The 21,913-nt window shown below is 64.3% G+C and carries 23 protein-coding genes and 1 tRNA gene; 16 read left to right on the top strand and 8 right to left on the bottom strand.

The genetic code is table 11. The annotated features are described in order from the left end of the window. Positions 1-94 precede the first annotated feature (94 nt). From BM222_RS23215 to BM222_RS23245, 7 genes are all read left to right on the top strand, one after another. Positions 95-1,465 (top strand): hydrolase, encoded by a 1,371-nt coding sequence (locus BM222_RS23215; protein WP_177243397.1) that lies wholly within the window; start codon positions 95-97, stop codon positions 1,463-1,465. Positions 1,466-1,515: 50 nt separating this feature from the next. Beyond that, positions 1,516-2,883, top strand: coding sequence for a cytochrome P450 (locus tag BM222_RS23220; RefSeq protein ID WP_092232608.1), 1,368 nt, complete (start codon positions 1,516-1,518; stop codon positions 2,881-2,883). Positions 2,884-2,928: 45 nt separating this feature from the next. Then, a complete protein-coding gene (locus tag BM222_RS23225) occupies positions 2,929-4,338 on the top strand; it encodes an adenylate/guanylate cyclase domain-containing protein (RefSeq protein WP_092232610.1) in 1,410 nt (469 codons plus the stop codon). Positions 4,339-4,499: 161 nt separating this feature from the next. Next, the gene (locus BM222_RS23230) at positions 4,500-4,988 is read left to right on the top strand and encodes a tellurite resistance TerB family protein (protein ID WP_092232613.1); all 489 of its coding nucleotides are present in this window, start codon (positions 4,500-4,502) and stop codon (positions 4,986-4,988) included. A gap of 229 nt (positions 4,989-5,217) precedes the next feature. Next, positions 5,218-5,997: an SDR family NAD(P)-dependent oxidoreductase gene (locus tag BM222_RS23235; protein WP_092232616.1), complete on the top strand. Its 780-nt coding sequence runs from the start codon at positions 5,218-5,220 to the stop codon at positions 5,995-5,997. A gap of 127 nt (positions 5,998-6,124) precedes the next feature. Then, positions 6,125-6,919, top strand: coding sequence for a glutamine amidotransferase (locus tag BM222_RS23240; protein WP_092232619.1), 795 nt, complete (start codon positions 6,125-6,127; stop codon positions 6,917-6,919). A gap of 104 nt (positions 6,920-7,023) precedes the next feature. Beyond that, positions 7,024-7,836 (top strand): enoyl-CoA hydratase, encoded by an 813-nt coding sequence (locus BM222_RS23245; protein ID WP_092232622.1) that lies wholly within the window; start codon positions 7,024-7,026, stop codon positions 7,834-7,836. A 123-nt stretch (positions 7,837-7,959) separates the two neighbouring features. Here BM222_RS23245 and BM222_RS23250 read toward each other — a convergent pair. Further along, positions 7,960-8,035 (bottom strand) — tRNA-Ala (locus BM222_RS23250). 186 nt (positions 8,036-8,221) lie between these two features. Between BM222_RS23250 and BM222_RS23255 the strand changes: the two genes are divergently transcribed. From BM222_RS23255 to folD, 3 genes are read left to right on the top strand one after another with little or no spacing between them, the layout of a single operon-like run. Next, positions 8,222-8,512, top strand: coding sequence for a YggT family protein (locus tag BM222_RS23255; RefSeq protein WP_092232626.1), 291 nt, complete (start codon positions 8,222-8,224; stop codon positions 8,510-8,512). Between the two features lie 24 nt (positions 8,513-8,536). Beyond that, positions 8,537-8,872 (top strand): DUF167 domain-containing protein, encoded by a 336-nt coding sequence (locus BM222_RS23260; protein ID WP_092232630.1) that lies wholly within the window; start codon positions 8,537-8,539, stop codon positions 8,870-8,872. A gap of 2 nt (positions 8,873-8,874) precedes the next feature. Beyond that, complete coding sequence (gene folD, locus BM222_RS23265) at positions 8,875-9,759, top strand: bifunctional methylenetetrahydrofolate dehydrogenase/methenyltetrahydrofolate cyclohydrolase FolD (RefSeq protein WP_092232633.1); 885 nt, start codon at positions 8,875-8,877, stop codon at positions 9,757-9,759. A gap of 98 nt (positions 9,760-9,857) precedes the next feature. Here folD and ppa read toward each other — a convergent pair whose 3' ends face one another. Then, positions 9,858-10,394 carry an inorganic diphosphatase gene (ppa, locus tag BM222_RS23270; protein WP_092232636.1) on the bottom strand — a complete coding sequence of 179 codons (537 nt, stop codon included), beginning with the start codon at positions 10,392-10,394 and terminating at the stop codon, positions 9,858-9,860. A gap of 194 nt (positions 10,395-10,588) precedes the next feature. After that, on the bottom strand, positions 10,589-11,098 hold the full coding sequence (locus BM222_RS23275; RefSeq protein ID WP_092232639.1) for a GNAT family N-acetyltransferase: 510 nt from the start codon (positions 11,096-11,098) through the stop codon (positions 10,589-10,591). Between the two features lie 266 nt (positions 11,099-11,364). On the opposite strand from BM222_RS23275, the gene BM222_RS23280 reads away from it, so the two are divergent. From BM222_RS23280 to BM222_RS23285, 3 genes are read left to right on the top strand one after another with little or no spacing between them, the layout of a single operon-like run. Further along, the gene (locus BM222_RS23280) at positions 11,365-12,264 is read left to right on the top strand and encodes a dienelactone hydrolase family protein (RefSeq protein ID WP_092232641.1); all 900 of its coding nucleotides are present in this window, start codon (positions 11,365-11,367) and stop codon (positions 12,262-12,264) included. A 13-nt stretch (positions 12,265-12,277) separates the two neighbouring features. Further along, the gene (locus BM222_RS42850; RefSeq protein ID WP_283810254.1) at positions 12,278-12,400 is read left to right on the top strand and encodes a hypothetical protein; all 123 of its coding nucleotides are present in this window, start codon (positions 12,278-12,280) and stop codon (positions 12,398-12,400) included. Continuing rightward, positions 12,400-12,807 carry a thiol-disulfide oxidoreductase DCC family protein gene (locus BM222_RS23285; RefSeq protein WP_092232644.1) on the top strand — a complete coding sequence of 136 codons (408 nt, stop codon included), beginning with the start codon at positions 12,400-12,402 and terminating at the stop codon, positions 12,805-12,807. The genes BM222_RS42850 and BM222_RS23285 overlap by 1 nt, the downstream gene beginning before the upstream one ends. A 143-nt stretch (positions 12,808-12,950) precedes the next feature. Here the strand turns inward: BM222_RS23285 and BM222_RS23290 are convergent, their stop codons facing one another. The 3 genes from BM222_RS23290 to BM222_RS23300 all read right to left on the bottom strand — a co-directional run bounded on the left by BM222_RS23290 (position 12,951) and on the right by BM222_RS23300 (position 17,249). Continuing rightward, on the bottom strand, positions 12,951-14,189 hold the full coding sequence (locus BM222_RS23290) for a flavin monoamine oxidase family protein (RefSeq protein ID WP_092232647.1): 1,239 nt from the start codon (positions 14,187-14,189) through the stop codon (positions 12,951-12,953). Between the two features lie 172 nt (positions 14,190-14,361). Continuing rightward, positions 14,362-16,188 (bottom strand): translational GTPase TypA, encoded by a 1,827-nt coding sequence (gene typA / locus BM222_RS23295; RefSeq protein WP_092232650.1) that lies wholly within the window; start codon positions 16,186-16,188, stop codon positions 14,362-14,364. Positions 16,189-16,472: 284 nt separating this feature from the next. After that, positions 16,473-17,249, bottom strand: coding sequence for a Crp/Fnr family transcriptional regulator (locus BM222_RS23300; RefSeq protein WP_092232652.1), 777 nt, complete (start codon positions 17,247-17,249; stop codon positions 16,473-16,475). Positions 17,250-17,428: 179 nt separating this feature from the next. On the opposite strand from BM222_RS23300, the gene BM222_RS23305 reads away from it, so the two are divergent. Next, on the top strand, positions 17,429-17,818 hold the full coding sequence (locus tag BM222_RS23305; protein WP_502690917.1) for a response regulator: 390 nt from the start codon (positions 17,429-17,431) through the stop codon (positions 17,816-17,818). 6 nt (positions 17,819-17,824) lie between these two features. Here BM222_RS23305 and BM222_RS23310 read toward each other — a convergent pair whose 3' ends face one another. Together BM222_RS23310 and BM222_RS23315 are read right to left on the bottom strand one after the other, a co-directional pair. Beyond that, positions 17,825-19,372, bottom strand: coding sequence for an alkaline phosphatase D family protein (locus BM222_RS23310; RefSeq protein ID WP_092232658.1), 1,548 nt, complete (start codon positions 19,370-19,372; stop codon positions 17,825-17,827). 176 nt (positions 19,373-19,548) lie between these two features. Continuing rightward, positions 19,549-20,994: a TAXI family TRAP transporter solute-binding subunit gene (locus BM222_RS23315; protein ID WP_092232661.1), complete on the bottom strand. Its 1,446-nt coding sequence runs from the start codon at positions 20,992-20,994 to the stop codon at positions 19,549-19,551. A 142-nt stretch (positions 20,995-21,136) separates the two neighbouring features. On the opposite strand from BM222_RS23315, the gene BM222_RS23320 reads away from it, so the two are divergent. After that, positions 21,137-21,439, top strand: a complete 303-nt coding sequence (locus BM222_RS23320; protein WP_092232707.1) for a 4a-hydroxytetrahydrobiopterin dehydratase — start codon at positions 21,137-21,139, stop codon at positions 21,437-21,439. An 88-nt stretch (positions 21,440-21,527) separates the two neighbouring features. Further along, a complete protein-coding gene (locus BM222_RS23325; protein ID WP_177243399.1) occupies positions 21,528-21,911 on the top strand; it encodes a YkvA family protein in 384 nt (127 codons plus the stop codon). Positions 21,912-21,913: the final 2 nt, after the last annotated feature.

Genomic DNA, 21,913 nt, shown 5'->3' on the forward strand with positions numbered 1-21,913 from the left:
GGCGAGATCAGTGATGCCTGCGAAAGTCCTTCGCTGTCCAGTGGTTAGGCCGCTATAAGCGGTGCAAAGACAAGGTTTTGCCGGGGAGGAACACATGAAGCTGTCACGACGGACGATCCTGCAAGGTGTGGGAAGTTTGCCTTTCGCGGTTACGAGCATCCGGAGGGAGGCGCTGGCGCAAACGAAGACGGCGACCCAAGGCGACGAGACGCCGCCGATCCTGTTCGTCCACGGCAATGGCGATTACGACGCGCTCTGGATGACGACGCTGTGGCGGATGGAATCCAACGGCATCGCGCATGACCGTATGATGGCGATCAATTTCATCGATCCAACGGCGCGCGCTGACGACATGGTCGAGCAGGCCAACCGTTCCTCGACCGAGGATCAGCGCCGCGAGCTTGCTGCCGCCATTGCGGAGCTGAAGCGCCGCACCGGTGCGGCGCGCGTGGCGCTGGTCGGTAATTCGCGCGGCGGCAATTCCATCCGCAACGTCATCAAGAACGGCGGCGCTGCCGACGTCAGCCACGCAATCCTGTGCGGCACGCCCAATCACGGCGTGTTTGCGCTCGACGATCTGCTGGGCAGCGAATTCAACGGGCGCGGCGCCTTCCTGCGCGGCTTGAACGCGGGCGACAGCGAGGTGACGCCGGGCACAGCCTTCCTCACGCTGCGCAGCGACGGCATGGACAAATATGCGCAACCCGACGGCCGCTTCATAGGCAAGCCCGGCGTGCCGACCAACGTCACCGCCGAAGGGCCGGAGCTGAAAGGCGCGACCAATCTCGTGCTCGGCACCGTCGACCATCGCGAGACCGCCTATCACCCGCGCGCGTTCCGCGAAATCTACAAGTTCATCGCCGGCCGTGAGCCCGCCCGCATCGCGATCACGCCGGAGCGGACCGTCCGCCTCGGCGGATTGGTCACGGGTATGGTGGATACCGTGCCGACCAACCGTCCGGTGGCCGGAGCGGTGGTGGAGATCTATCATGTCGACCGCGAGAGCGCGGAACGCAGAGGCGATGTGGTGTCCCGCTTCACGACGGGCGCCGACGGCCGCTGGGGGCCGGCCGAGGTCGATCCCACCTCGCCGCTCGAGATCGTGCTGACCTCGTCCGGCGCCCCGATCACGCATTTCTATCGCTCGCCCTTCCCGCGCTCCTCCGACGTCGTGCATCTGCGCGCCGCGCGCCCGTTCCTTCCGGCGGACAAGGATGCCGGCGCGGTCGTGATCATGTCGCGCCCGCGCGGCTATTTCGGCCTGCCGCGCGACATCGTTCTGTTCGACGGCCGGGAGCCCGCCGACGTCCATCCGGGCGTGCCCACGGATGCGACAGCGACCCTGCGCCTTCCGGCGAGCGAGTTCGGGCGTAACGTTGTGGCCGAGTTCAACGAAGAACGAATTGTGACGCGCGCCTGGCCTGCCTCAGAGAACAGGATTGCGATTGCCGAGCTGACTTACTAGCTATCTGCCTGCGCAAGCCTTTAGTGCGACGACATCCGCGGGAGCGAGCCATGAACATCGCCAGTGTGCGTCGGCCCATCATCCCCCCGACACCGCCGCGCGCGCCGGACAATTTGTCGTTCTTCGGCCGGATCGCGGTGATCAGGCAGAACATGATCGCGACCTGGGGGCAGCGAGCCTACGAGGAAGAGATCATCCAGGGCCGCTTCTTGCTGCACAAGAGCTTCATCCTGAACCAGCCGGACGCGATCCGGCATGTTCTGATGAGCAATTACGAAAACTATGCACGGACGCCGGCGGGCATCCGTATGCTGCGACCCGTGCTCGGCCAAGGCCTCCTGCTTGCCGAGGGCCACGCCTGGGCGCATCAGCGGCGCACGCTTGCGCCCGCCTTCACGCCGCGCGCGACCGCCAACCTCGTTCCGCACATGACGGCCGTGCTCGACGAAACCATCGCAAAGCTGGATACGCGCACGAACGAGCCGGTCGATCTGCGCGAGATCATGCAGCGCGTGACGCTCGAGATCGCCGGCCGCACGATGTTCTCGTTCGGCATGGACCGGCACGGCCCGACCCTGCGCAATTTCGTGATGGAATATGGCGAGCGGCTCGGGCGCGCCTATTTCCTCGATATGGTGCTGCCGGTCTCCTGGCCGACGCCGATGGATCGGGCGCGCGCCCGCTTCCGCACGCGCTGGACCGAATTCGTCACGATGCTGATCGCCGAACGGCGCGCGTCGGGCAAGAAGGACGGAGCGCCGCCGCGCGATCTGTTCGATCTCATGGACGAGTCGCGCGATCCTGAAACGGGCAAGGGATTTTCGGACGAGCAGCTCGTCGACGAGGTCGCGACCATGATCCTGGCGGGGCATGAAACGACCGCGACCGCCCTGTTCTGGGCGCTCTATCTGCTTGCGCTCGATCCTGACACGCAGGAGGAAGTTGCCTCCGAGACACGCGGCGAGCATCTCGACAGCATGGCCGATATCGACCGGCAGAAATTCACCCGCGCCGTCGTCGACGAAACCATGCGGCTCTATCCGCCGGCCTTCCTGATCGCCCGGGCGGCGCGCGGCAAGGACAATGTGGCCGGCGCAGAGGTCAGCAAGGGCGATATCATCATGATCGCGCCCTGGCTGCTGCACCGGCACGAAAAGCTGTGGGATCAGCCGAACGCGTTCGTTCCAAAACGCTTCATGTCGAAGGAGCCGCCCGATCGCTTCGCTTATCTGCCGTTCGGCGCCGGGCCCCGCGTCTGCATCGGCGCGCCGTTTGCGCAAGCCGAGTCCGTGCTGGCGCTGGCGCGGCTGATCGGCGCGTTCCGCGTCGAGCTGGCGGATGCGACGCCGGTCATTCCGTATGGTGTCGTCACGACCCAGCCGGATCACTCACCCATGTTCCGCATCACACGCCGGTGACGGGCTCTGGCGGTTGAAATGTTCCAGCCCAGATAGAGTTGCGCCATGAGCGATATCCAGGCCCAGTTATCCGTTCTGAAGCAGACCGCCGATCCCGTCGTGGTCGAGGCTATCGCCGAACTGATCGCCAACGGTCACGATCGCGATCTCAATCGCATCAATGCGCTGGATTTTGCCGATCGTACCGGGCTCGATCAGGAGAGGGTCATTTCCGGGCTCCTGCACGCCTCGCGGCTCGGCCTGTTCGACATGAGCTGGAACGTGCTGTGCCCCGGCTGCGGCGGCGTCTTGGGCGCGCATACGACCCTGAAATCGCTCAAGCACGAAGACTACAATTGCGCACTTTGTGCAGCCGGATACGAGGCGTCCGTCGATGAGATGGTCGAGGTCGCCTTCACCGTCAGTCCGCGAGTCCGCCGCATCGGTGCTCACGATCCCGACACGTTGCCGATCTGGGAATATGTACGGCAGATGTTCTGGAGCTCCGGTGTCGACATCAACGAAGAGGCCTTTTCGCGCCTGATCAACGAAGTGACGCTTGAAGCGCTGGAACTGCCCGCCGGCGAAAAGGCGATCCTGTCGCTGAACCTGCCCAGCCAGTTCATCATCGTTTTCGAGCCGGTCACCCATTCGGCCCATTTCCTCGATGTTCGGGGTGATCCGACCAGCGAGCGCCAGCAGCTTTCGATCATGTTCAACAATCTGGAGGCGCCTACGGGGACCACCGTGATGCGTCCCGGGCCGTTGCGACTCACGCTCGAAAATCAATCAGGCAATCGCGTGCTGCCGTCGGTCTGGATTGCCGCCGACGCACTGCACGAGATGATCGGCAAGCGCAAGCCGATCCTGACCGCCAAAAGGATGCTGTCCAATCAGACGTTCCGCGATGTCTTCAAGGCCGACAATCTCAATGTCGATCAGCGACTGAAGATCACGTCGCTGACGTTCCTGTTCACCGACCTGAAGGGATCGACGGCGTTATACGAGCGGGTCGGCGACCTCAGCGCCTTCGACCTGGTGCGCGCGCACTTTCGGGCGCTGCTGGACATCATCGCCGCCGAGAAAGGCGCCGTCGTGAAGACGATCGGCGATGCCGTCATGGCGACCTTCGTCAGGCCCGAGCATGCGATTACCGCAGGACTGCGGATGCGCGCGGCCATGGATGATCTGAACAAGCAGCGCGGCGCCAACGATCTGGTTCTCAAGATCGGCATCCATGAAGGTCCGTGCCTCGCGGTGATGCTGAACGAGCGGCAGGATTATTTCGGACAGACCGTCAACATCGCGGCGCGCGTGCAAAGCCTGTCGACCGCGCAGGAGATCCACATCACCGGTCCGGTGCTGGATGCGCCGGCGGTTGCCGAGATCCTTCAGCGGCGTGAGATCAAGCCGATCCAGAAGCAGGCAGCGCTCCGCGGCATCGCCGACAAGATGGTGGTGTACGAGATACCGTGAGGGCCCGTGCGCAACTGCGCACCAGGCCGGGACGAGAACAGATTGCCGAAACGTAATGCAGCGCGCGGGACTGACGCTTGTTGCGCCGGTTGAGTTCCTCGCTCATATAGGGCTGGTAGCCGCCGCGCTCCTCGCGGCGCCATCGATTTCGGTAGGATCTTATGCTTGACGGCCTGCGCCAATTCATCGCGGACATTGTTGCTCCCCAGGCGCAGGACCGTGCCTTTGGAGACAGCGATTACCGGCTGGCGGCGACCGCGCTTCTGATCCATGTGGTCTCGCTGGACGGCCAGCCGACGCAGGCCGAGCAGCGCAAGCTGCACGGCCTGATCGAAAGCCATTTCAAGCTCGATCGTGGCACCGCCGACCGGCTGATCGCGGACGCGACGGAGGTCGAGGGCGAGGCGGTCGATCTCTATCACTTTACCAGCGTCATCATGCGCTCGCTCGACGAGGAGGGCCGCAAGCGCATCGTCCAGATGATGTGGGAGCTGGTCTATGCCGACGGCCAGGTGACCGAGTTCGAGGACAACGTGGTCTGGCGCGCCTCCGACCTGCTCGGCATTTCCCAGCGTGACCGGATCGATCTCAAGCACGCGGTCGCGAACCGCGCCGGCGGCCAGGTCAAGGATAGTGCTCTCGGCGGCTGAGCCATCGGCAACGCAGCGATTGCTGATTGTATCGACGACATGACGAAACTTTAATGTAGCCGTCGAAATCTCGCGGCGCCGAATTCCCCTGTAAATCTGCGGTTTTTCTCACTTCCCTGTACTGCGCTCTGGCAGCCATGCTGCCGGCGCCGCTTGCTTGTCGCGCATGGCTTATGCTCCAGTTCCCCCATTACGGGGCCAAAAATCTTCAATTCAAGAGATAGCGATCGTGACTGAGCGGGTAACGTTGATCACCGGCGCTTCGGCGGGCATCGGTACGGAGCTGGCGCGTGTGTTTGCCGCAAACGGGCACCGGCTTGCGCTGACGGCGCGCCGTGCCGACCGCCTCGAGGCGTTGGCGAACGAGCTCGCCTCCACGTGCGGCAAAAAGCCGATCGTGATCGCCTGCGATCTCCAGCAGGCCGATGCCGGCGAAAGGATTGCAGCCGCGCTCGCTGCCGAGGACGTCGAGCTCGATCATCTCGTCAACAATGCCGGCTTCGGCGTATTCGGCGACGCCATCGAGCGGGACCGCGACGAGCAGGTCGGCATTGTCGATGTCAACGTGCGTGCGCTGACCGATCTGTCGCTGCGCTTTGCCGATCAACTGGTCAGGAACAAGGGGGGCCTTCTCAATGTAGGCTCCGTCGCGGGCTTCCTGCCGGGTCCCGGGATGGCCGTGTACTACGCGTCCAAGGCCTATGTGATTTCGCTCACTGAGGCTTTGCGGGCGGAGCTCGCGCCGCGCGGCGTCCGTGTCACCGTGCTTTGCCCCGGTCCGGTGCCGACCGAATTCCAGGCGCGCGCCGGCGTCGGCTCCGGGCATGATACGGCCCTGCTCAATGTGTCGGCAGCCGAGGTTGCGCGCGATGCCTATCGTGGCCTGATGGCGAACAAGCGGGCAGTGCTGCCGGGTCTTGGCATCAAGATCGTGCCATTTGCGCTGCGTTTCTTCCCGCGCGGCTTCATCCTCTCGGCCACCAGCCGCTTCCAGAGGCAGCGGCACTGAAGATCGCCAGACCACGGGAATGGCCCGGAGCTTGCTTCAGTCTTGCGGTGTGTGTGCGCAAACTCACACGACGTTAACCATCGCTTAGCTATGCTGATGGCTTGAACCGCTTGCACTCGCAAAGGCCATGTCGTTCCGGACGAACAGGTTTGGTGGCGCAGATGTGGTGCCCTTCTCCGGAAGGATGCCGAGCGCGGCCGCCTCCGAACGCCGGCTCCCGGTTCTGATCATCCTGCACCAGGAATCCTCGACGCCAGGCCGGGTCGGCAATGCGCTCCGCGCGCTCGGCCATCGCCTCGACATCCGCAGGCCGCGCTTTGGAGACCCCTTGCCCGACACGCTCGACCGGCACGCCGGTGCCGTCGTCTTCGGCGGCCCGATGAGCGCAAATGATCCCGATGACTACGTCCGCCGCGAGATCGACTGGATCGAAATTCCGCTCCGCGAGCAGCGGCCGTTCCTCGGCATCTGCCTGGGCGCGCAGATGCTGGCGATGCAGCTCGGCGCACGCGTCGCGCCGCATCCGCAGGCGCTGACCCAGATCGGTTACTACCCGATCCGTCCGACGACGGCAGGACGCGCGCTCTGCCCGGATTGGCCCGCGCAAGTCTATCACTGGCACCGCGAAGGCTTTGAGCTGCCTGATGGCGCCGAATTGCTGGCGGAAGGCGATGATTTTCCTAACCAGGCGTTTCGATCAGGCAATGCCTTCGGCGTGCAGTTTCATCCTGATGTGACCTACGCCATGATGCATTGCTGGACCACGCGCGGCTATGACGGGCTCAGCGCGCCCGGCGCGCGCGAGCGGCATCATCATTTCGCGGACCGTGCGGTCCATGACGCCGCGGAACGCGCCTGGCTCGATCATTTCATCGACGGCTGGTTGCCGCGCCGGCCGGTGCTGGCGCAAGCCGCCGAGTAACCTAGCCGGCGCCTTTGCGCAGGTGCCTGCTCCAGCCCTGACTATGCTAGGCTCGCAGCCAACGAGCGCGCGCGAACGCGTGCCGGCAGCAAAGGGAGAGCGTCATGGCCTATGAGCATATTCTCTATGAGGTGACCGACAAGATCGCGACCATCACGCTCAATCGGCCTGATCGGATGAACGCGTGGACACCTGTCATGGAACGCGACGTCCGCCATGCCATGGAAGCCTCGAGCGCCGATGACAATGTCCGCGTCATCGTGCTGACGGGCGCAGGCCGCGCCTTTTGCGCCGGCGCCGACATGGACGCGTTGAAAGGGCTTGATCCAAACGACGTCAGGCGCGCCTCCAACCTGCCGCCCTTCGACATGAATCGCCGTCCGGACTGGCAGACGCGCTACGGCTTCTATCCGTCGATTGGAAAACCCGTCATTGCGATGCTCAACGGCGCCACCGCCGGCATCGGCCTCGTGCATGCGCTCTATTGCGACCTGCGCTTTGCCGCCGACAACATCGTGTTCACCACAGCCTTCGCACGGCGCGGTCTTATCGCCGAACATGGCATCAGCTGGATGCTGCCGCGCATCGTCGGTCATGCCAACGCGATGGACTTGTTGCTCTCGGCGCGCCGTGTTTCGAGCGACGAGGCGTTGCGGATCGGCCTGGTGAACCGGCTCTGCTCGCCCGACAAGCTGCGCGAGGAGACCTATGCCTATGCCCGCGACCTCGCTGATTTCGTCTCGCCGAGCGCGATGGCCGTGATCAAGCGGCAGCTCTACGAGGTGCCGTTCCAGACGCTGGCGGAGGCGACGATCGAGGCCAACCGGGAGATGATGGTGGCGCTGAACGGCAGCGATTTCCGGGAGGGCGTCGCGAGCTTCATGGAGAAGCGGCCGCCAAGGTTTACGGGAAGGTAGGGGGCTGCTTCGGGAAAAGTCCGCCGTCGCCCTTCGGGCTATGGCGGGACAGCCTTCGCTCACTTCGCTACGAGAGAGCCGGGCTGGCTTGCCTAGCCGTAGCTCGCGAAGCGAGCGAAGGGCTGGTGGAGCCAGGCGGGATCGAACCGCCGACCTCGTCATTGCGAACGACGCGCTCTCCCAGCTGAGCTATGGCCCCTTTGCTGGCCGCTCTGGTGAACGCGGCCGACAACCGGGCGCCATTTAAGTCCCCGCCAAGGTCAAGTCAAGGACGGGTGTAAGGGGGTTTTACCCATCCTGGCGCCGACTTCCCTTGTTTGGGCCAGGGGGAACCGGTATCTAGCGCTGATCACCCCATGACACCGGCCCAGAGAGTGTTTCGCTGATGCGCCCGATAGTCTTCATTCTGATCCAGATCATCAATCTCTACATCTATCTGCTGATCGCATCTGCAATCCTGTCTTGGTTGATCGCGTTCAACGTCGTGAATACCCGCAACCAGTTTGTCGGGGCGATCGCGGAGTTTCTCTATCGGATCACCGAACCGGTCCTCGGACCCATCAGGCGCCGGCTGCCCAGCATGGGCGGGCTCGACATGTCTCCGATCGTCGCCTTCTTCGTGCTGTGGTTGATCCAGCTCTACCTCGCCGAGTACGTCTATCCGAATGTGCCGTAGGCGCGGCGGAACCGCGGCTGAGCCTTGACCGCACCTTGGCGCGTCTCCTCCGCGGGCATCAGCATCGCGCTGCGGGTGACGCCGCGCGGCGGACGTGACAGCATCGACGGGATCGAGCAGCTGTCCGACGGTCGCAGCGTGCTAAAGGTGCGCGTGCGTGCCATTGCCGATGCCGGCGAGGCCAATCGCGCGGTGCTGGCGCTGCTGGCGAAATCGCTCGGCGTGCCCAAGGCCAGCGTCAGTCTCCTGTCCGGGACGACGTCGCGGCTGAAGCAGGTCGCCGTCGCGGGTGATCCGGCCAGGCTTACCGATACGTTGCGCAAGCTCGCGCCGGTCAAATCGACAGACGAGGGGAACTGACAATGACGGCCAGGATCATCGACGGAAAACTCATCGCGGCGGACCTTCGTGCCCGCGTCGCCGACGAGGTCGCCCGCGTCAAGCGCGAGCACAATCTGGTGCCTGGCCTCGCCGTGGTCCTGGTCGGCCAAGATCCCGCCAGCGAGGTCTATGTCCGCTCCAAGCATACGCAGACCCAGGCGGCCGGCATGGCGTCGTTCGAGCACAAGCTGCCCGCGGATGTCTCGCAGGCCGATCTGCTGGCGGTCGTTGCCAAGCTCAACCGCGATCCTGCGGTGCACGGCATTCTCGTGCAACTGCCGCTGCCCAAGGGGCTGAACACCGAGGCCGTGATCAATGCCATCGATCCCGCCAAGGACGTCGACGGCCTGCATCCGAACAATGCCGGCCGGCTCGCCGGCGGCTTCCAGGCGCTGTCGCCATGCACGCCGCTCGGCTGCATCATCCTGACCAAGAGCGTGCACGCCTCGCTCGACGGCCTGAACGCCGTCGTCATCGGCCGCTCCAACCTGGTCGGCCGTCCGCTGGTGCAATTGCTGCTGAACGAGAACGCCACGGTGACGATCGCCCATTCGCGCTCGCGCGACCTGCCAGGGATCGTGAAACAGGCCGACCTCGTCTACGCCGCTGTCGGCAGGCCGGAGATGGTGCGCGGCGACTGGCTGAAGCCGGGCGCGACCGTGATCGACATCGGCATCAACCGCATCCCGAAGGAGGACGGCAAGACCCGTCTCGTCGGCGATGTCGCCTATCAGGAAGCACTGGGCGTTGCCGGTGCGATCACGCCGGTGCCTGGAGGCGTCGGCCAGATGACGGTCGCCTGCCTGCTCGTGAACACGCTGCGCGCGGCGTGTGCGATCGCCGGCCTGCCCAAGCCGGCGGTGTAGCTGGTGGTCATTCCGGGGCGCACGAAGTGCGAACCCGGACTCTCGCGCCACGGCTTCTGGATTCCGGGCTCGCGCCAAGGCCCGCCCCGGAATGACAGTCAGCCTTTCTTTTTCTTCTCGCGCTCGATGCCTTCGAGGATCAGCTTCTGCGCTTCCTCGGGGCCACCCCAGCGCGTGATCTTTACCCATTTGCCCTTCTCGAGATCCTTGTAGTGCTCGAAGAAGTGCTGGATCTGCTGCAGCGTGATGTCGGGCAGGTCGGAATACGACCTCACCTTGTCGTAGCGCTGCGTCAGCTTCGACGACGGCACCGCCAGAATCTTCTCGTCGCCGCCCGCCTCGTCTTCCATGAACAGCACGCCGACCGGGCGCACGCTCATGACGGCGCCGGGGATGATGGCGCGGGTGTTGACGATCAGCACGTCGCAGGGATCGCCGTCGTCGGACAGCGTGTGCGGGATGAAGCCGTAATTACCGGGGTAACGCATCGGCGTGTAGAGGAAGCGGTCGACCACCAGCGTGCCGGCCTCCTTGTCCATCTCATACTTGATCGGTTCGCCACCCACGGGGACTTCGATGATGACGTTGACGTCCTCAGGAACGTTCTTTCCGATTGAGACCGCATCGATACGCATTGAAAAGGCTCCGTTATTGCCGACGTTAAATCTCGCCCGGCAGCGATTTTCGGCGCTGTCATACGCGGGCTTGGCCCGCTGATCCATCGTGATTTTGTGAAATAATGAATCCGGCTATCATCGGCGCAGAAGGCTGATGGTATCGACGGATGCGCCTCGCTGCCGGCTAAGGCTTCAGCGGCTCGGTAGCAATCTTAGTTGGTCCAGGCGAAGGCGACCTTGTCGAGCGCCTTCGGCCCGAACCGCTCCGAGGAGCGCGCCACCATGCGACCGCCAAGCGCCCGGTAGAACTCGGTCGCCGGATCGTTGTCCGAGAGCGCCCAGACCACCATGCTCTTCAGATTGCTCTGCATGAGGTCGCGGCGGGCTGCCGTGAACAGGCGGCGGCCGAAGCCGAGGCCTTGAAACTCGGGGCGCAGGTAAAGCTCGTAGATCTCGCCATCGAAGTGCAGGCTGCGGGCGCGGTTGCGACCGTAATTGGCGTAGCCTGCGATCTTGTCGCCGAACACGAGCACGCTGACGCGGCTGCCCTTGCGGATCGCGCTGTCCCACCATTGCGGACCGCGGCGATTGATCAGCTTCTCCAGCTCGGCGCCCGGAATGATGCCCTGATAGGCGGAACGCCAGGCTTCGTCATGGGTGGACGCCACCGCAGCTGCATCGGCAGCTTTCGCCGGCCGGATCTCGATCAGGGTTGTGCTCATGGAGGCGATCAAACCAAGTCGCCGCGCCGGCGGCAAGACCTATCGTTAATTATCGGTTAACCTGTGGACTTTCTGCATCAGTTTTTTTGACCATGCTGTACCGAAAAAAGACAAGACGTCATTTCGAACCGCGGTGGTCGCCATGTGCCGGTGCAAAACTCCGCAGGCGCAACCAATGAACCATGATGGCAACGCAGAAAGTCCGCCCGGAGTGATTCGTTCCGACTAATCTGGCCCGCGCCATCCGTGTTCGCTCTCGGCAATTCATGCAGTTCTTCAAGTCTCTTACCCCTCTGCTTGTGCTGGCCTTGCTGACGGCGCCGCCTCTGCGCGCTCAGGTCGCGTTCGGCGCATCGGGTGCAGAGGGCGAGCCGTTTCGTCGCCAGGAATGGCGCGTGCCGTCACCGGATACCGACATCGCTGCGCGTGCGCTGCTGTTTCGCCCCCTTGGTCGCGGTCCGTTCCGGCTCGCGGTGATCGCTCATGCCTCGACGCAGAACGTGTTGCGTCGCGCGCAAATGCCGCAGCCGGAATACCGCGCACTCGCAGCCTTTCTCGTCGCGCGCGGCTTTGCCGTGCTGGTGCCGGAGCGCCTCGGCCATGGTGCGACCGGTGGCCGATATGTCGAGGACCAGGGCGGCTGCGACGAGGCGGACTACGCGCGCGCGGGCCGCGCCACCGCCGAGGAAATTTCGCTCGCGCTCGATTATCTGCAAAAGCAGGATTTCATTCGCAAGGACGCCGCTATCGTGCTCGGCCATTCCGCCGGTGGATGGGGGGCACTGGCGCTTGCGAATGCCGATCCGAAAGCGATCTCGGCGATCGCGGTGTTTGCGCCCGGGCGCGGTGGACACGCCAATGACGAGCCGAACAAGGTCTGCGCGCCGCATACGCTTCTCGCCGCCGCTGCCGAGTTCGGCAAGTCGGCGCGCATTCCCGTCACCTCGCTGGTTGCAGCCAATGACAGCTATTTTGCGCCGGGCTTTTCGAGAGCCTTGGCGGATGCATTTCGCGGCGGCGGCGGCAAGGACGATTTTCGTATGCTGCCGGCCGTGGGCAGCGAGGGGCATTGGATGATCGAGACCGAGCCGGGCGTCGAGGCTGCAAGCAGCGAACTGACGCGTGCGCTGAAGCTGCCGAAACCTGTGGCGACCAAACGACCATGACGCTGTATTTCGGATGAGCGCGCTCGATATCGAGTTGCCGATCCTGTCGCTCGACGCGACCGCCCTGACGGCAGGATCGGCGAGCGAAGTGGATCCCGGTTCGCGTGAAGGAAACGCGCCAAAAAAGAGAATCTGATGCCGACATGGCCTGATGATGACGTAATCCTGTTCGACGGCGTCTGCATCTTCTGCTCGCGCTGGGTGCGCTTCGTCGCACAGCGCGATACGACGAAGCAGTTTCGCTTCACGCCGATCCAGTCGGATTATGGGGCGCGGCTCGCGCGCACGTTCGGCATCGACCCCGATGACCCTGATACCAATGCCGTCATCCATGGCGGCGAGGCGTTCATGAAGTCCGATGCAGCGCTGACGGTGCTGTCGCTGCTTCCCGGCTGGGGTTGGACGCGCGCTCTGCTGGCCCTGCCGAAGCCGCTGCGCGACCCCGTCTACAGCCTCATCGCGCGCAACCGTTATCGCATCTTCGGCAAGTATGACGCGTGCTTCGTGCCGGATGCCGATTTGCGGGCGCGGGTGATCGAGTAGGAGCTCCCGTCATTGCGAGGAGCGAAGCGACGAAGCAATCCAGAATCCCCAGCGGCGGTAGTCTGGATTGCTTCCGCCTTCGCCAAGGCTTCGGCGGACAAGTCGCTGCGCTCGCAATGACGGAGTGTATTGCTACGGCTTGCCTAGTCCAGAGCTGCGAGCACTTCCTTTGAGGCTCGTTCACCCGAGTCCCGCGCCCCATGGGCCGTCGTGAAGAAATTCGGCGACGTCGCTTCACCCGCAAAGAACAACCGCCCATCGACCGGCGCAGCCAGGACCGCGCGGTCCCCCGCATGCCCGGGCAGCGCGTGCGAGTAGGACCCTCGCGCGAACGGGTCATGGCCCCAGCGCGACTCATATAGCGGCTTCAGCTTGCGGCGGATGTCGTTGCCGAGGAAGCCTGCGATCTCGTCGATGCTGTGCGCGGCGATGGCGCCTTCGCCTGCATCTTCGAGCTGGCGAGCAAAGCTGCCGCCGAAAAAGCCTTCGATGCAGGGTTGGCCGAACGGGCGGATGTGATAGGTGCCCATTCCGGTGCGCATGGTGGCGCCGCGTAGATTGCCTTCCTTCGGGAAGGCCTCGGCGCCGTCGAGCGCGAGTGTCACCTTGTCGTCGACGCCGAGCGGCAGGCCGGCGGCGGCATCGACCTTCGCGGGAAGCGGTGGTGAGAAGCGGATGGCTTCCTCGGCGATGAGGTTGGTCGGCACGGTGACGATCACCTTGTCCGCGGTGAGCCTGCCCAGGGATGTCGCAAGGCGGACGTGCTTGCCGGAATGGTCGATCAGCGTGACATTGCAGTTCAGCGCGACCGGGCTGGGCGCGCCATAGGCGGCGATCAGCGCGCCATAGCCGCGGCGGACGCGCCAGTTGAGCTCGCTGTCCTCATAGGCGTCCCAGTCGAGCGTCGACATGTCCTCGAGTTCGCAGCCATTGATGTAGGTCGAGATCGCGTCGATCATCGGATTCCAGCGATTGCCGGGTTCGAGGCTGCGGCTCGCGGGCTCGTCCTTGCCCTTTTGCGCGGACTGCCACAGGCGCTCATAGAAAGCGTCCATCGCGCGCATGAAATCGTCGCGGAGCTGCTGCGGAAACGCATTGCCATAGGCGCGCTCGCGCCAGGGCGGCAGGTCCTTGTTGAGCTCGAAACCGAGTTCTCGCGCGATCGCGACGAAGGAGTTCTTGTCCGCTGAATGAAGCCAGCCGCAGCCGACGTCGAACGTGACCTCAGGCGAGGCCTGCACGGTCCAGGCGCGGCCGCCGAGGCGGTTGCGCGCCTCCAGTACGATCACGGACAGCCCGGAGCCTTCCAGCGCATGTGCCGCGCCGAGGCCGGCTGCACCGGCGCCGATGATTGCGACGTCAACGGAGGAGGGGAAGGACATGCGTGGGCTCTAGCACGTCTCTGATACGCTCTAAAGTCACCACAAGCTGAACTGTCATCGCCCGCGCAGGCGGGCGATCCAGTATTCCAGAGGCGTGGTCATAGAGTCGCGGGGCCGCGGCGTACTGGATTCCCCGCTTTCGCGGGGAATGACAGCGAGCGAGAGTGGCAGCTTACGCCACCGCTTCCTTGGCCTTTTCCGCGCGCTTGCGTTCGTTGGGGTCGAGGTGCTTCTTGCGCAGGCGGATCGACTTCGGGGTGACCTCGACGAGCTCGTCGTCCTCGATATAGGCGAGCGCCTTTTCCAGCGTCATGCGGATCGGCGGGGTCAGGCGCACGGCTTCGTCCTTCGAGGTCGTGCGGATGTTGGTGAGCTGCTTGCCCTTGAGCACGTTGATCTCGAGATCGTTGTCGCGGGTGTGCTCGCCGACGATCATGCCCTTGTAGACCTTCCAGCCCGGCTCGATCATCATCGGGCCGCGGTCTTCCAGCTTGAACATGGCGTAGGCCACCGCTTCGCCCTGGTCGTTGGAGATCAGCACGCCATTGCGGCGGCCCTGGATCTCGCCCTTGTACGGGGCATAGCCGTGGAACAGGCGGTTCATGATCGCGGTGCCGCGGGTATCGGTCAGCAGTTCGCCCTGGTAGCCGATCAGGCCGCGGGTCGGCGAGTAGAACACCAGCCGCTGGCGGTTGCCGCCCGAGGGCTTCATCTCGATCAACTCGGACTTGCGCTCGCTCATCTTCTGCACGACGACGCCGGAATGCTCCTCGTCGACGTCGATCACGACTTCCTCGATCGGCTCCATGGTGGCGCCGGTCGCTTCGTCCTTCTGGTAGACGACGCGCGGGCGCGACACCGAGAGCTCGAAGCCCTCGCGACGCATGGTCTCGATCAGGATCGCGAGCTGCAATTCGCCGCGCCCTGAGACTTCCATCGCATCCTTGTCGGCGGCCTCGACCACGCGCAATGCGACGTTGCCTTCGGCTTCGCGCAGCAGACGATCGCGGATCATGCGGCTCGTCACCTTGTCGCCTTCGGTGCCGGCGAGCGGGGAGTTGTTGACGATGAACGACATCGACACGGTCGGCGGATCGATCGGCTGCGCCGGCAGCGGCACTTCGACGGTCGGGTCGCAGAAGGTGTCGGCGACCGTGCCTTTGGTGAGGCCCGCAATCGCGACGATGTCGCCGGCTTCGGCTTCATCGAGCGGCGTGCGCTCGAGGCCGCGGAACGCCAGGATCTTGGTGATGCGTCCGGTCTCGACCAGCTTGCCGTCGGCATGCAGCACCTTGACCTGCTGGTTCGGCTTGAGCACGCCGGACGAGATGCGGCCGGTGATGATGCGGCCGAGATAGGGGTTGGCCTCGAGAATGGTACCGATCATGCGGAACGGGCCTTCCTCGACCTTCGGCGGCGCGACGTGGCGCAGCACCAGGTCGAACAGCGGCTCCATGCCCTTGTCCTGCGGACCCTCGGGGCTCTCGGCCATCCAGCCCTGCTTGGCCGACCCATACAGGATCGGGAAATCGAGCTGCTCCTCGCTGGCGTCGAGCGCCGCGAACAGGTCGAACACCTCGTTGATGACTTCGGTCGGACGCGCGTCCGGACGGTCGACCTTGTTGATGACGACGATCGGCTTGAGGCCGACCTTGAGCGCCTTGGAGACCACGAATTTGGTCTGCGGCAACGGACCTTCGGCCGCGTCGACCAGCACCAAGGCGCCATCCACCATGTTCAGGATGCGCTCGACCTCACCGCCGAAATCGGCGTGGCCGGGCGTGTCGACGATGTTGATGCGGGTATCCTTCCACTGCACCGAGGCCGCCTTGGCCAGAATGGTGATGCCGCGCTCACGCTCCAGATCGTTGGAGTCCATGGCGCGATCCGTCACCTTCTGGTTCTCGCGGAACGTACCGGACTGCTGGAGGAGCTTGTCGACGAGGGTCGTCTTGCCATGGTCGACGTGGGCGATGATGGCGACGTTACGGAGGTTCATGAGTGAGCTTCTTTGCGGTCGGACAATGGGTTAAGCGCGATCTCGCCGGTCAAGCCGGGACCTCTTCACGGACAACGCTGAAACGTGGAAAACGGGGCCTATTACACCCAAAAAGGAAGCCCGGCCAGATCGACCGGGCACTCCATACGTTTGCGGCGCAATATAAGCAAAAACCGCCAAAAAACAATGCGTTCTTTCGGGGTTGGTTGATTGAATTTTGCCCGGGAAATCCCGGGCTCAAGGACGGTTTGGGCGCTGAACCGGCCGCGGCGGGTGCCGGCACATCAGCCCTGCGCCGGACTGCTGTTCGCCTCCTCGGTCGGATAGACCCCCCGCAGCACCTCCTCGAAATGCAGCTTCACGGCGTCGTTGCACAGGCAGGCCCGCAGGCGCAGGCCGTCATGATTGCGGACCAGGATCGCGCCGCGCCTGGTGTCGAGGACGCCCTCGGCCTTGAACGATTGCAGCACGCGGCTGGCATAGCTGCGCCCGACCCCGAGCAAGGTGGCGAGCTGCTCATGCGTCAGCGGCACGCTGCTTTCGTCGCCGGTCCGCTCCATCGCCGCGATGATCCATTTGGCCGTGCGCTGCTCGATCGAGTGGATCGCGTTGCAGGCGGTCGACTGGAAAATCTGCGCCAGCATGCAGTCGGCGTACCGGGCGAAGATATTGCGCAGTGTCGGCGAGCGCGCCTTGGCCGCCTCCAGTCTGCCGACGTGAATGTGCGCAAATGGCCCGCCGAACTTGACGCAGATTCGGGTATAGGCCGGCAGGAATCCTTCGCTGACGATGCCGCCGACGGCGCCTTCGCGGCCGACCAGAATGGTCTCGACGTCGCGCCCCTCTTCGTTCGGGACCAGGAAGGTCGCGAGCGACGGCCCGCAGGGAAAGTGCACCACCTGGACATCGTCGCCGGGGCTGTAGAGCAGATGGTTTGCGCCGGCGTCGTCAGCGGTGACATAGGGTGCGAGCAGCGCATAATCCGCCGGGCTCAGACGCCGTAGCAGATTGTTGGCGGGCCGGCTCTCGATCTCGCTTGTCTTGCTGATACGCGCATCCATCGTGAACTCCCGTCCTCCTCCTCACACTAGCGAGTTCCGTCCACGGCCTGTGTGCACATGTGGACAGACGTAAAAACTGTTCTGTGGTGAGTTTCGTTCCGGGAACCCTCCGATGCGCTGGGCGCAGGCGTCGGCCTGGGGCTGTCCTGACCGGTGATCCCATGCAGCCCTCAATAGCCATGATCATGATACCTGCTTCCCCGGACGGCGCGGCCGACATTCCTGCCGATGTGCTGATCGTCGAGGACGATCCGATCATCGCCATCGATTTCGAGGATCGTCTGCTCGGTTTCGGCGTGAGAAGCGTGCGCACCGTGGGCACGGTCGCGCAGGCACTGGATGCGATCGCGAGGCGCGCGCCCGATTTTGCGCTGCTCGACGTCTCTCTGATCCGCGAAAAAAGCTTCGCGATCGCCGAGCGGCTCGCGGCGCTGAAAATTCCCTACGTCTTCGTCACCGGCTACGGCGCGGAGACCAGCATTCCCGCGCAGTTTGCCGCGCGCCCGCGGCTGCAAAAGCCGTGCTCCAGCGATGCGCTGGAGGCAGCGTTGCAGACGCGCGGCGGCTAGATCAGCTCAGGCGAATTTCGGATCGAGCGTGGTCGACCACAGCGCGACATCGGCGCGGTCGCGCAAGGTCACCGTCATCTGGCCGGACGCGCCGTCGATCTTGACGTGGCCGAAGAACTGCATGCCCGCGGACGGCGGCAGGTTCTGCTTGTCGTTGCCCGGTGCCTTGACGAAGCGCACCTCCGGTCCAAACGTATTGTCGAGCTCGTTCGGACCGAACGTGCCGGCATGCAGTGGACCCGAGACGAATTCCCAGAACGGCTCGAAATCCTGGAATTGCGCCTTGTTAGGATCGTAATAATGCGCGGCGGCGTAGTGCACGTCCGCGGTCAGCCACACCGTATTCTTGATCGGCGCCATCTTGATGAAGCGCAGGATGTCGGCGATCTCGAGCTCGCGGCCGCGCGCCCGGCCATCGCCTTGGGCGAATGCTTCCGAGCCCTTCTTGTTGGTGGCATCGTCGTAGACGATCAGGCTGAGCGGCATGTCGGAGGCGATCACCTTCCAGGTCGCGCGCGAATTGAGCAGTTCGCGCTTCAGCCAGGCCATCTGCTCGGGGCCGAGGAAATAGCTGGCCGGGCCGTAATCCGTCTCGAGATTGGCGCCGTTCGGGCCGCGATAGCTGCGCTCGTCGAGCACGAACACGTCGAGATGCGGGCCGTAGGAGATCTTGCGATAGACCCGGCCCGGCTCATTGATGCTCTCGCGCATCGGATACATCTCGTGGAAGGCGCGGCCCGCGCGCGCGGCGAGCAGCGAGATGTCGCGCACCTTGTATGTCGACGGCAGGTCCTTCGACAGCGACCAGTTGTTGGTCACCTCGTGATCGTCCCACTGCACGAAGATCGGCACCTCGGCATTGAAGGCACGGACATTGTCGTCGGTGAAATTGTATTTGTGCGCGGCGCGGTACTCGTCCAGCGTCTCCGCGACCTTGGCTTTTTCGGGGATCGTGACGTTCTTCCAGACCTTGCCGTCGGCGAGCTTCACTTCGGAGGCGATCACGCCGTCGGCGTAGATGGTGTCGCCGGAATGCAGAAAGAAGTCCGGGCGGTGCTTGCGCATCGCCGAGAAGGTGGCCATGCCGCCGTCATCGGGATTAATGCCCCATCCCTGGCCTGCGACGTCGCCGCCCCAGACGAAGCTGACGTCGCGGCGGTCGGCCGGCGCGGTGCGGAAGCGGCCGACCACCGGCTCGCCTTCGATCGCGGAGTGGGAGAGATCGCGAAAGCGGACGCGGTAGAAGATGTCCTGTCCGGCAGGGAGATTGTCCACCAGCATCTTCGCGGTGAAGTCGCTCTCCGGCAGCGCCGCGATCGGCGGCAGCGCGCGGGCGTCCTTGAAGGTATCAGTCGTCGCCACATCCACCAGCATTTGCGCCGGCCGGTCGGTCCGTGCCCAGACCACGCCGCCATCGACGGTGATGTCGCCGGACTGCACGCCATGGGTCACCGCAGGGCGGTCGGCGGCGCGCGACAGATGCGGCATCGCGATGGCACCGAGCGCACCGGCGCCGGTGGTGAGGAAACGACGGCGGGAGAATTTGATCTTCATGGGCTCGCTGCCTGGCTGTCTTGCGCTGTCATTCCGGAGCGCGGGAAGCGCGAATCCTGAATCTCGAGATTCCCCGGTACGCAATTGCGCGCCTGAGGTCTGGTCCTTTCGGACCATTCCGGAATGACAGGGGAGCTATATTGAGACAATGTGACGCGGCGATTACACGCGCGCGGTTATGCGTTGCCGGCAGCCCGGAATTGCGCGCCGGCGCGTTGCAGGTTCTGCGGCAAGGCGATCAACACGGCCTTGCGGTCGGCGACCGCTGCGTGGAATTGGTCGAGCGCGATGTTGAAGGCGGTCAGCGCCCCTTCGTCGATCGCGCCATGATCGTAGCAGCGCAGCGTGTCGCGCAAGATGTCGTCGGCTTCGGCCTGCATCTGGTCGAGGTCCTCGGTGGTCTCGCTCTTGCGGGCCGCGGCGAGCATGTCGAGCAGGCGCTCGCGCAAATGGCTGTTGTTGTCGCGCTCGTCCTTCTTCAGATAGCCGGCGAACCAGGCGCCGATCGAGCCGGTGGCCGAGAGCGCCATCAGGCTCCACCAGATGTAGTCGCTGTATTTGTCGAGGAAGGTCTTCTCCTCGCCATCGACGAAGGCGGCGGCGCCCGGATGCACGGGGATCACGGCGTCCTTGTCGGTATCGGGCGTTTCGATCTTCGCGGCTTGCGGGAATTCGGTCAGCAATTGCTGGCGCACGGCGAAGAGCTGCCGGGTGAAAGCTGCGACCGTGGTCTCCGACAGGCCTTTGCGCGCCACGATGTGATGCGAGAAGCTGATGGTCTTGACCTCGTCATCGGGACGATCGGGAGACCCGCCGTAGGTGCCGGCGGGAATTTCCGAGGCCTCGTAGACCGGATGGTTCTGCGCGATCGCGTCAGCCGAATCGATCGCGAGGAAGGTCGGCGAGCCGCCATCCCTGGCGGAGGCCGCGATCGCATCCGCCGTGATCTTGCTGTTGACCGGGCCGGCCGCGAGATAGACGTCGGCCTTCTGGGTCTTGATCGCTTCGGCGACTTCGCTCGCCGGGAATTGCACGATCTCGACCTTGGCGGGATCGACGCCATATTGCTGCAGGATCACCTTGAGCAGATTGACATTGGCCTGCGTGCGGCCGATCACGCCGATGCGATGGCCGGCGAGCTGGGCGATCTTGGTGATCTTCGCGCCCTTCTTCTTGCCCCTGCCGGGCACTGACCAGAGCACCGCGACGTTCTTGCGCAGCGTGGCGACCGCTTGCGCGTTCTTGGGGACATCGAGATCGCCGCGCACGATCGCAAGATCGGCCTTGCCTTCGGCGAGTTGCTCCGCGCTGGCGGTGGCGCCGTCGGTCTGGATCGGGCGCAGCCGCACGAAGCCCTTGCTCTGTGCGAAGGCCTGCGTGAGGGCCTGCACCACCTTGACGTCGTCGCTGTTGGCCGGACCGACCGCAATCTTCAGCGTCACCGGTCGCATCGCGAAATAATAGCCGCCGGCGAGCGCGCCGACGATGGCGAGCACCAGCGCCAGAGACACGAGCGCCGTCTTCCGCGCCGCGGATCGCGGCGAAGGCGGAGAGGGCGTTTCGGCCAGGTTTGAATCCCCGGTCATCGATCTCCCAAACAGGCGCTTCAGGCTCAGTCTCATCTTGGCCGGCGGTTTGCACCGGCAATTGTAGCAAATTTCTTGCCCCTGGGGGTTACATCTCGGTCATGGTTAGCGGAGCGATCTGAACCCGGGCCACCGGCACGGTGTTAGGGTAAAGTTCCCCTGAAGGACGGAGGCGATGATGGCAGAACGGCTATCGGCGGACACACGCAAGCAGGCATTGGGCGGTATCCCGGGCTGGACCGAGGCCCAGGGCCGCGATGCCATCGGGAAAACCTTTGTCTTCAAGGATTTCAACGAGGCCTTCGGCTTCATGACCCGCGCGGCGCTGGTGGCCGAGAAGATGGATCACCATCCGGAATGGCGCAATGTCTACAAGACGGTCGAGGTGATGCTGTCGACCCATGATGCGGGCGGCGTCACCAAGCTCGACATCGAGCTTGCCACCGCCATGAATGCCATCGCCAAGCCGGCAGCAGGCTGACACTTGCAGGCAGGATGCGCATCCCCATGTTGTGATCAGCACCCGATGCGGCGATCCGCCGCGTCCGGCTGAACGGGAGTTTCCAGACATGGCTGCCGAACACAGCGTCGGCTTCGAGCCGGCCGATCGGCTCGCGGAAGATCGCGACAGCGTGCGCCGCCGCTTCTGGAGCAAGCTGAAGCGCGTCGCCGCGCATCTGCCGTTCGCTGAAGATCTGCTCGCCGCCTATTATTGCGCGTTCGACCGGCAGACGCCGCGCCATGTGCAGGCATCGCTGCTGGGCGCGATTGCCTATTTCATCCTGCCGTTCGACTTCATTCCTGACGTGATGCCGGTGCTCGGCTTCACCGACGACGCCGCCGTGCTCGCCACCGCCATCCGCATGGTCGCGAGCCACATCACGCCGGAGCATCGGGAAGCCGCGCGCGCTGCACTGAAGCGCGGTGTGGAAGCGGCGGACGCCGCGCAATGAGC

Origin of the sequence: Bradyrhizobium sp. Gha (assembly GCF_900113735.1) — a bacterium.
GTDB lineage: Bacteria > Pseudomonadota > Alphaproteobacteria > Rhizobiales > Xanthobacteraceae > Bradyrhizobium.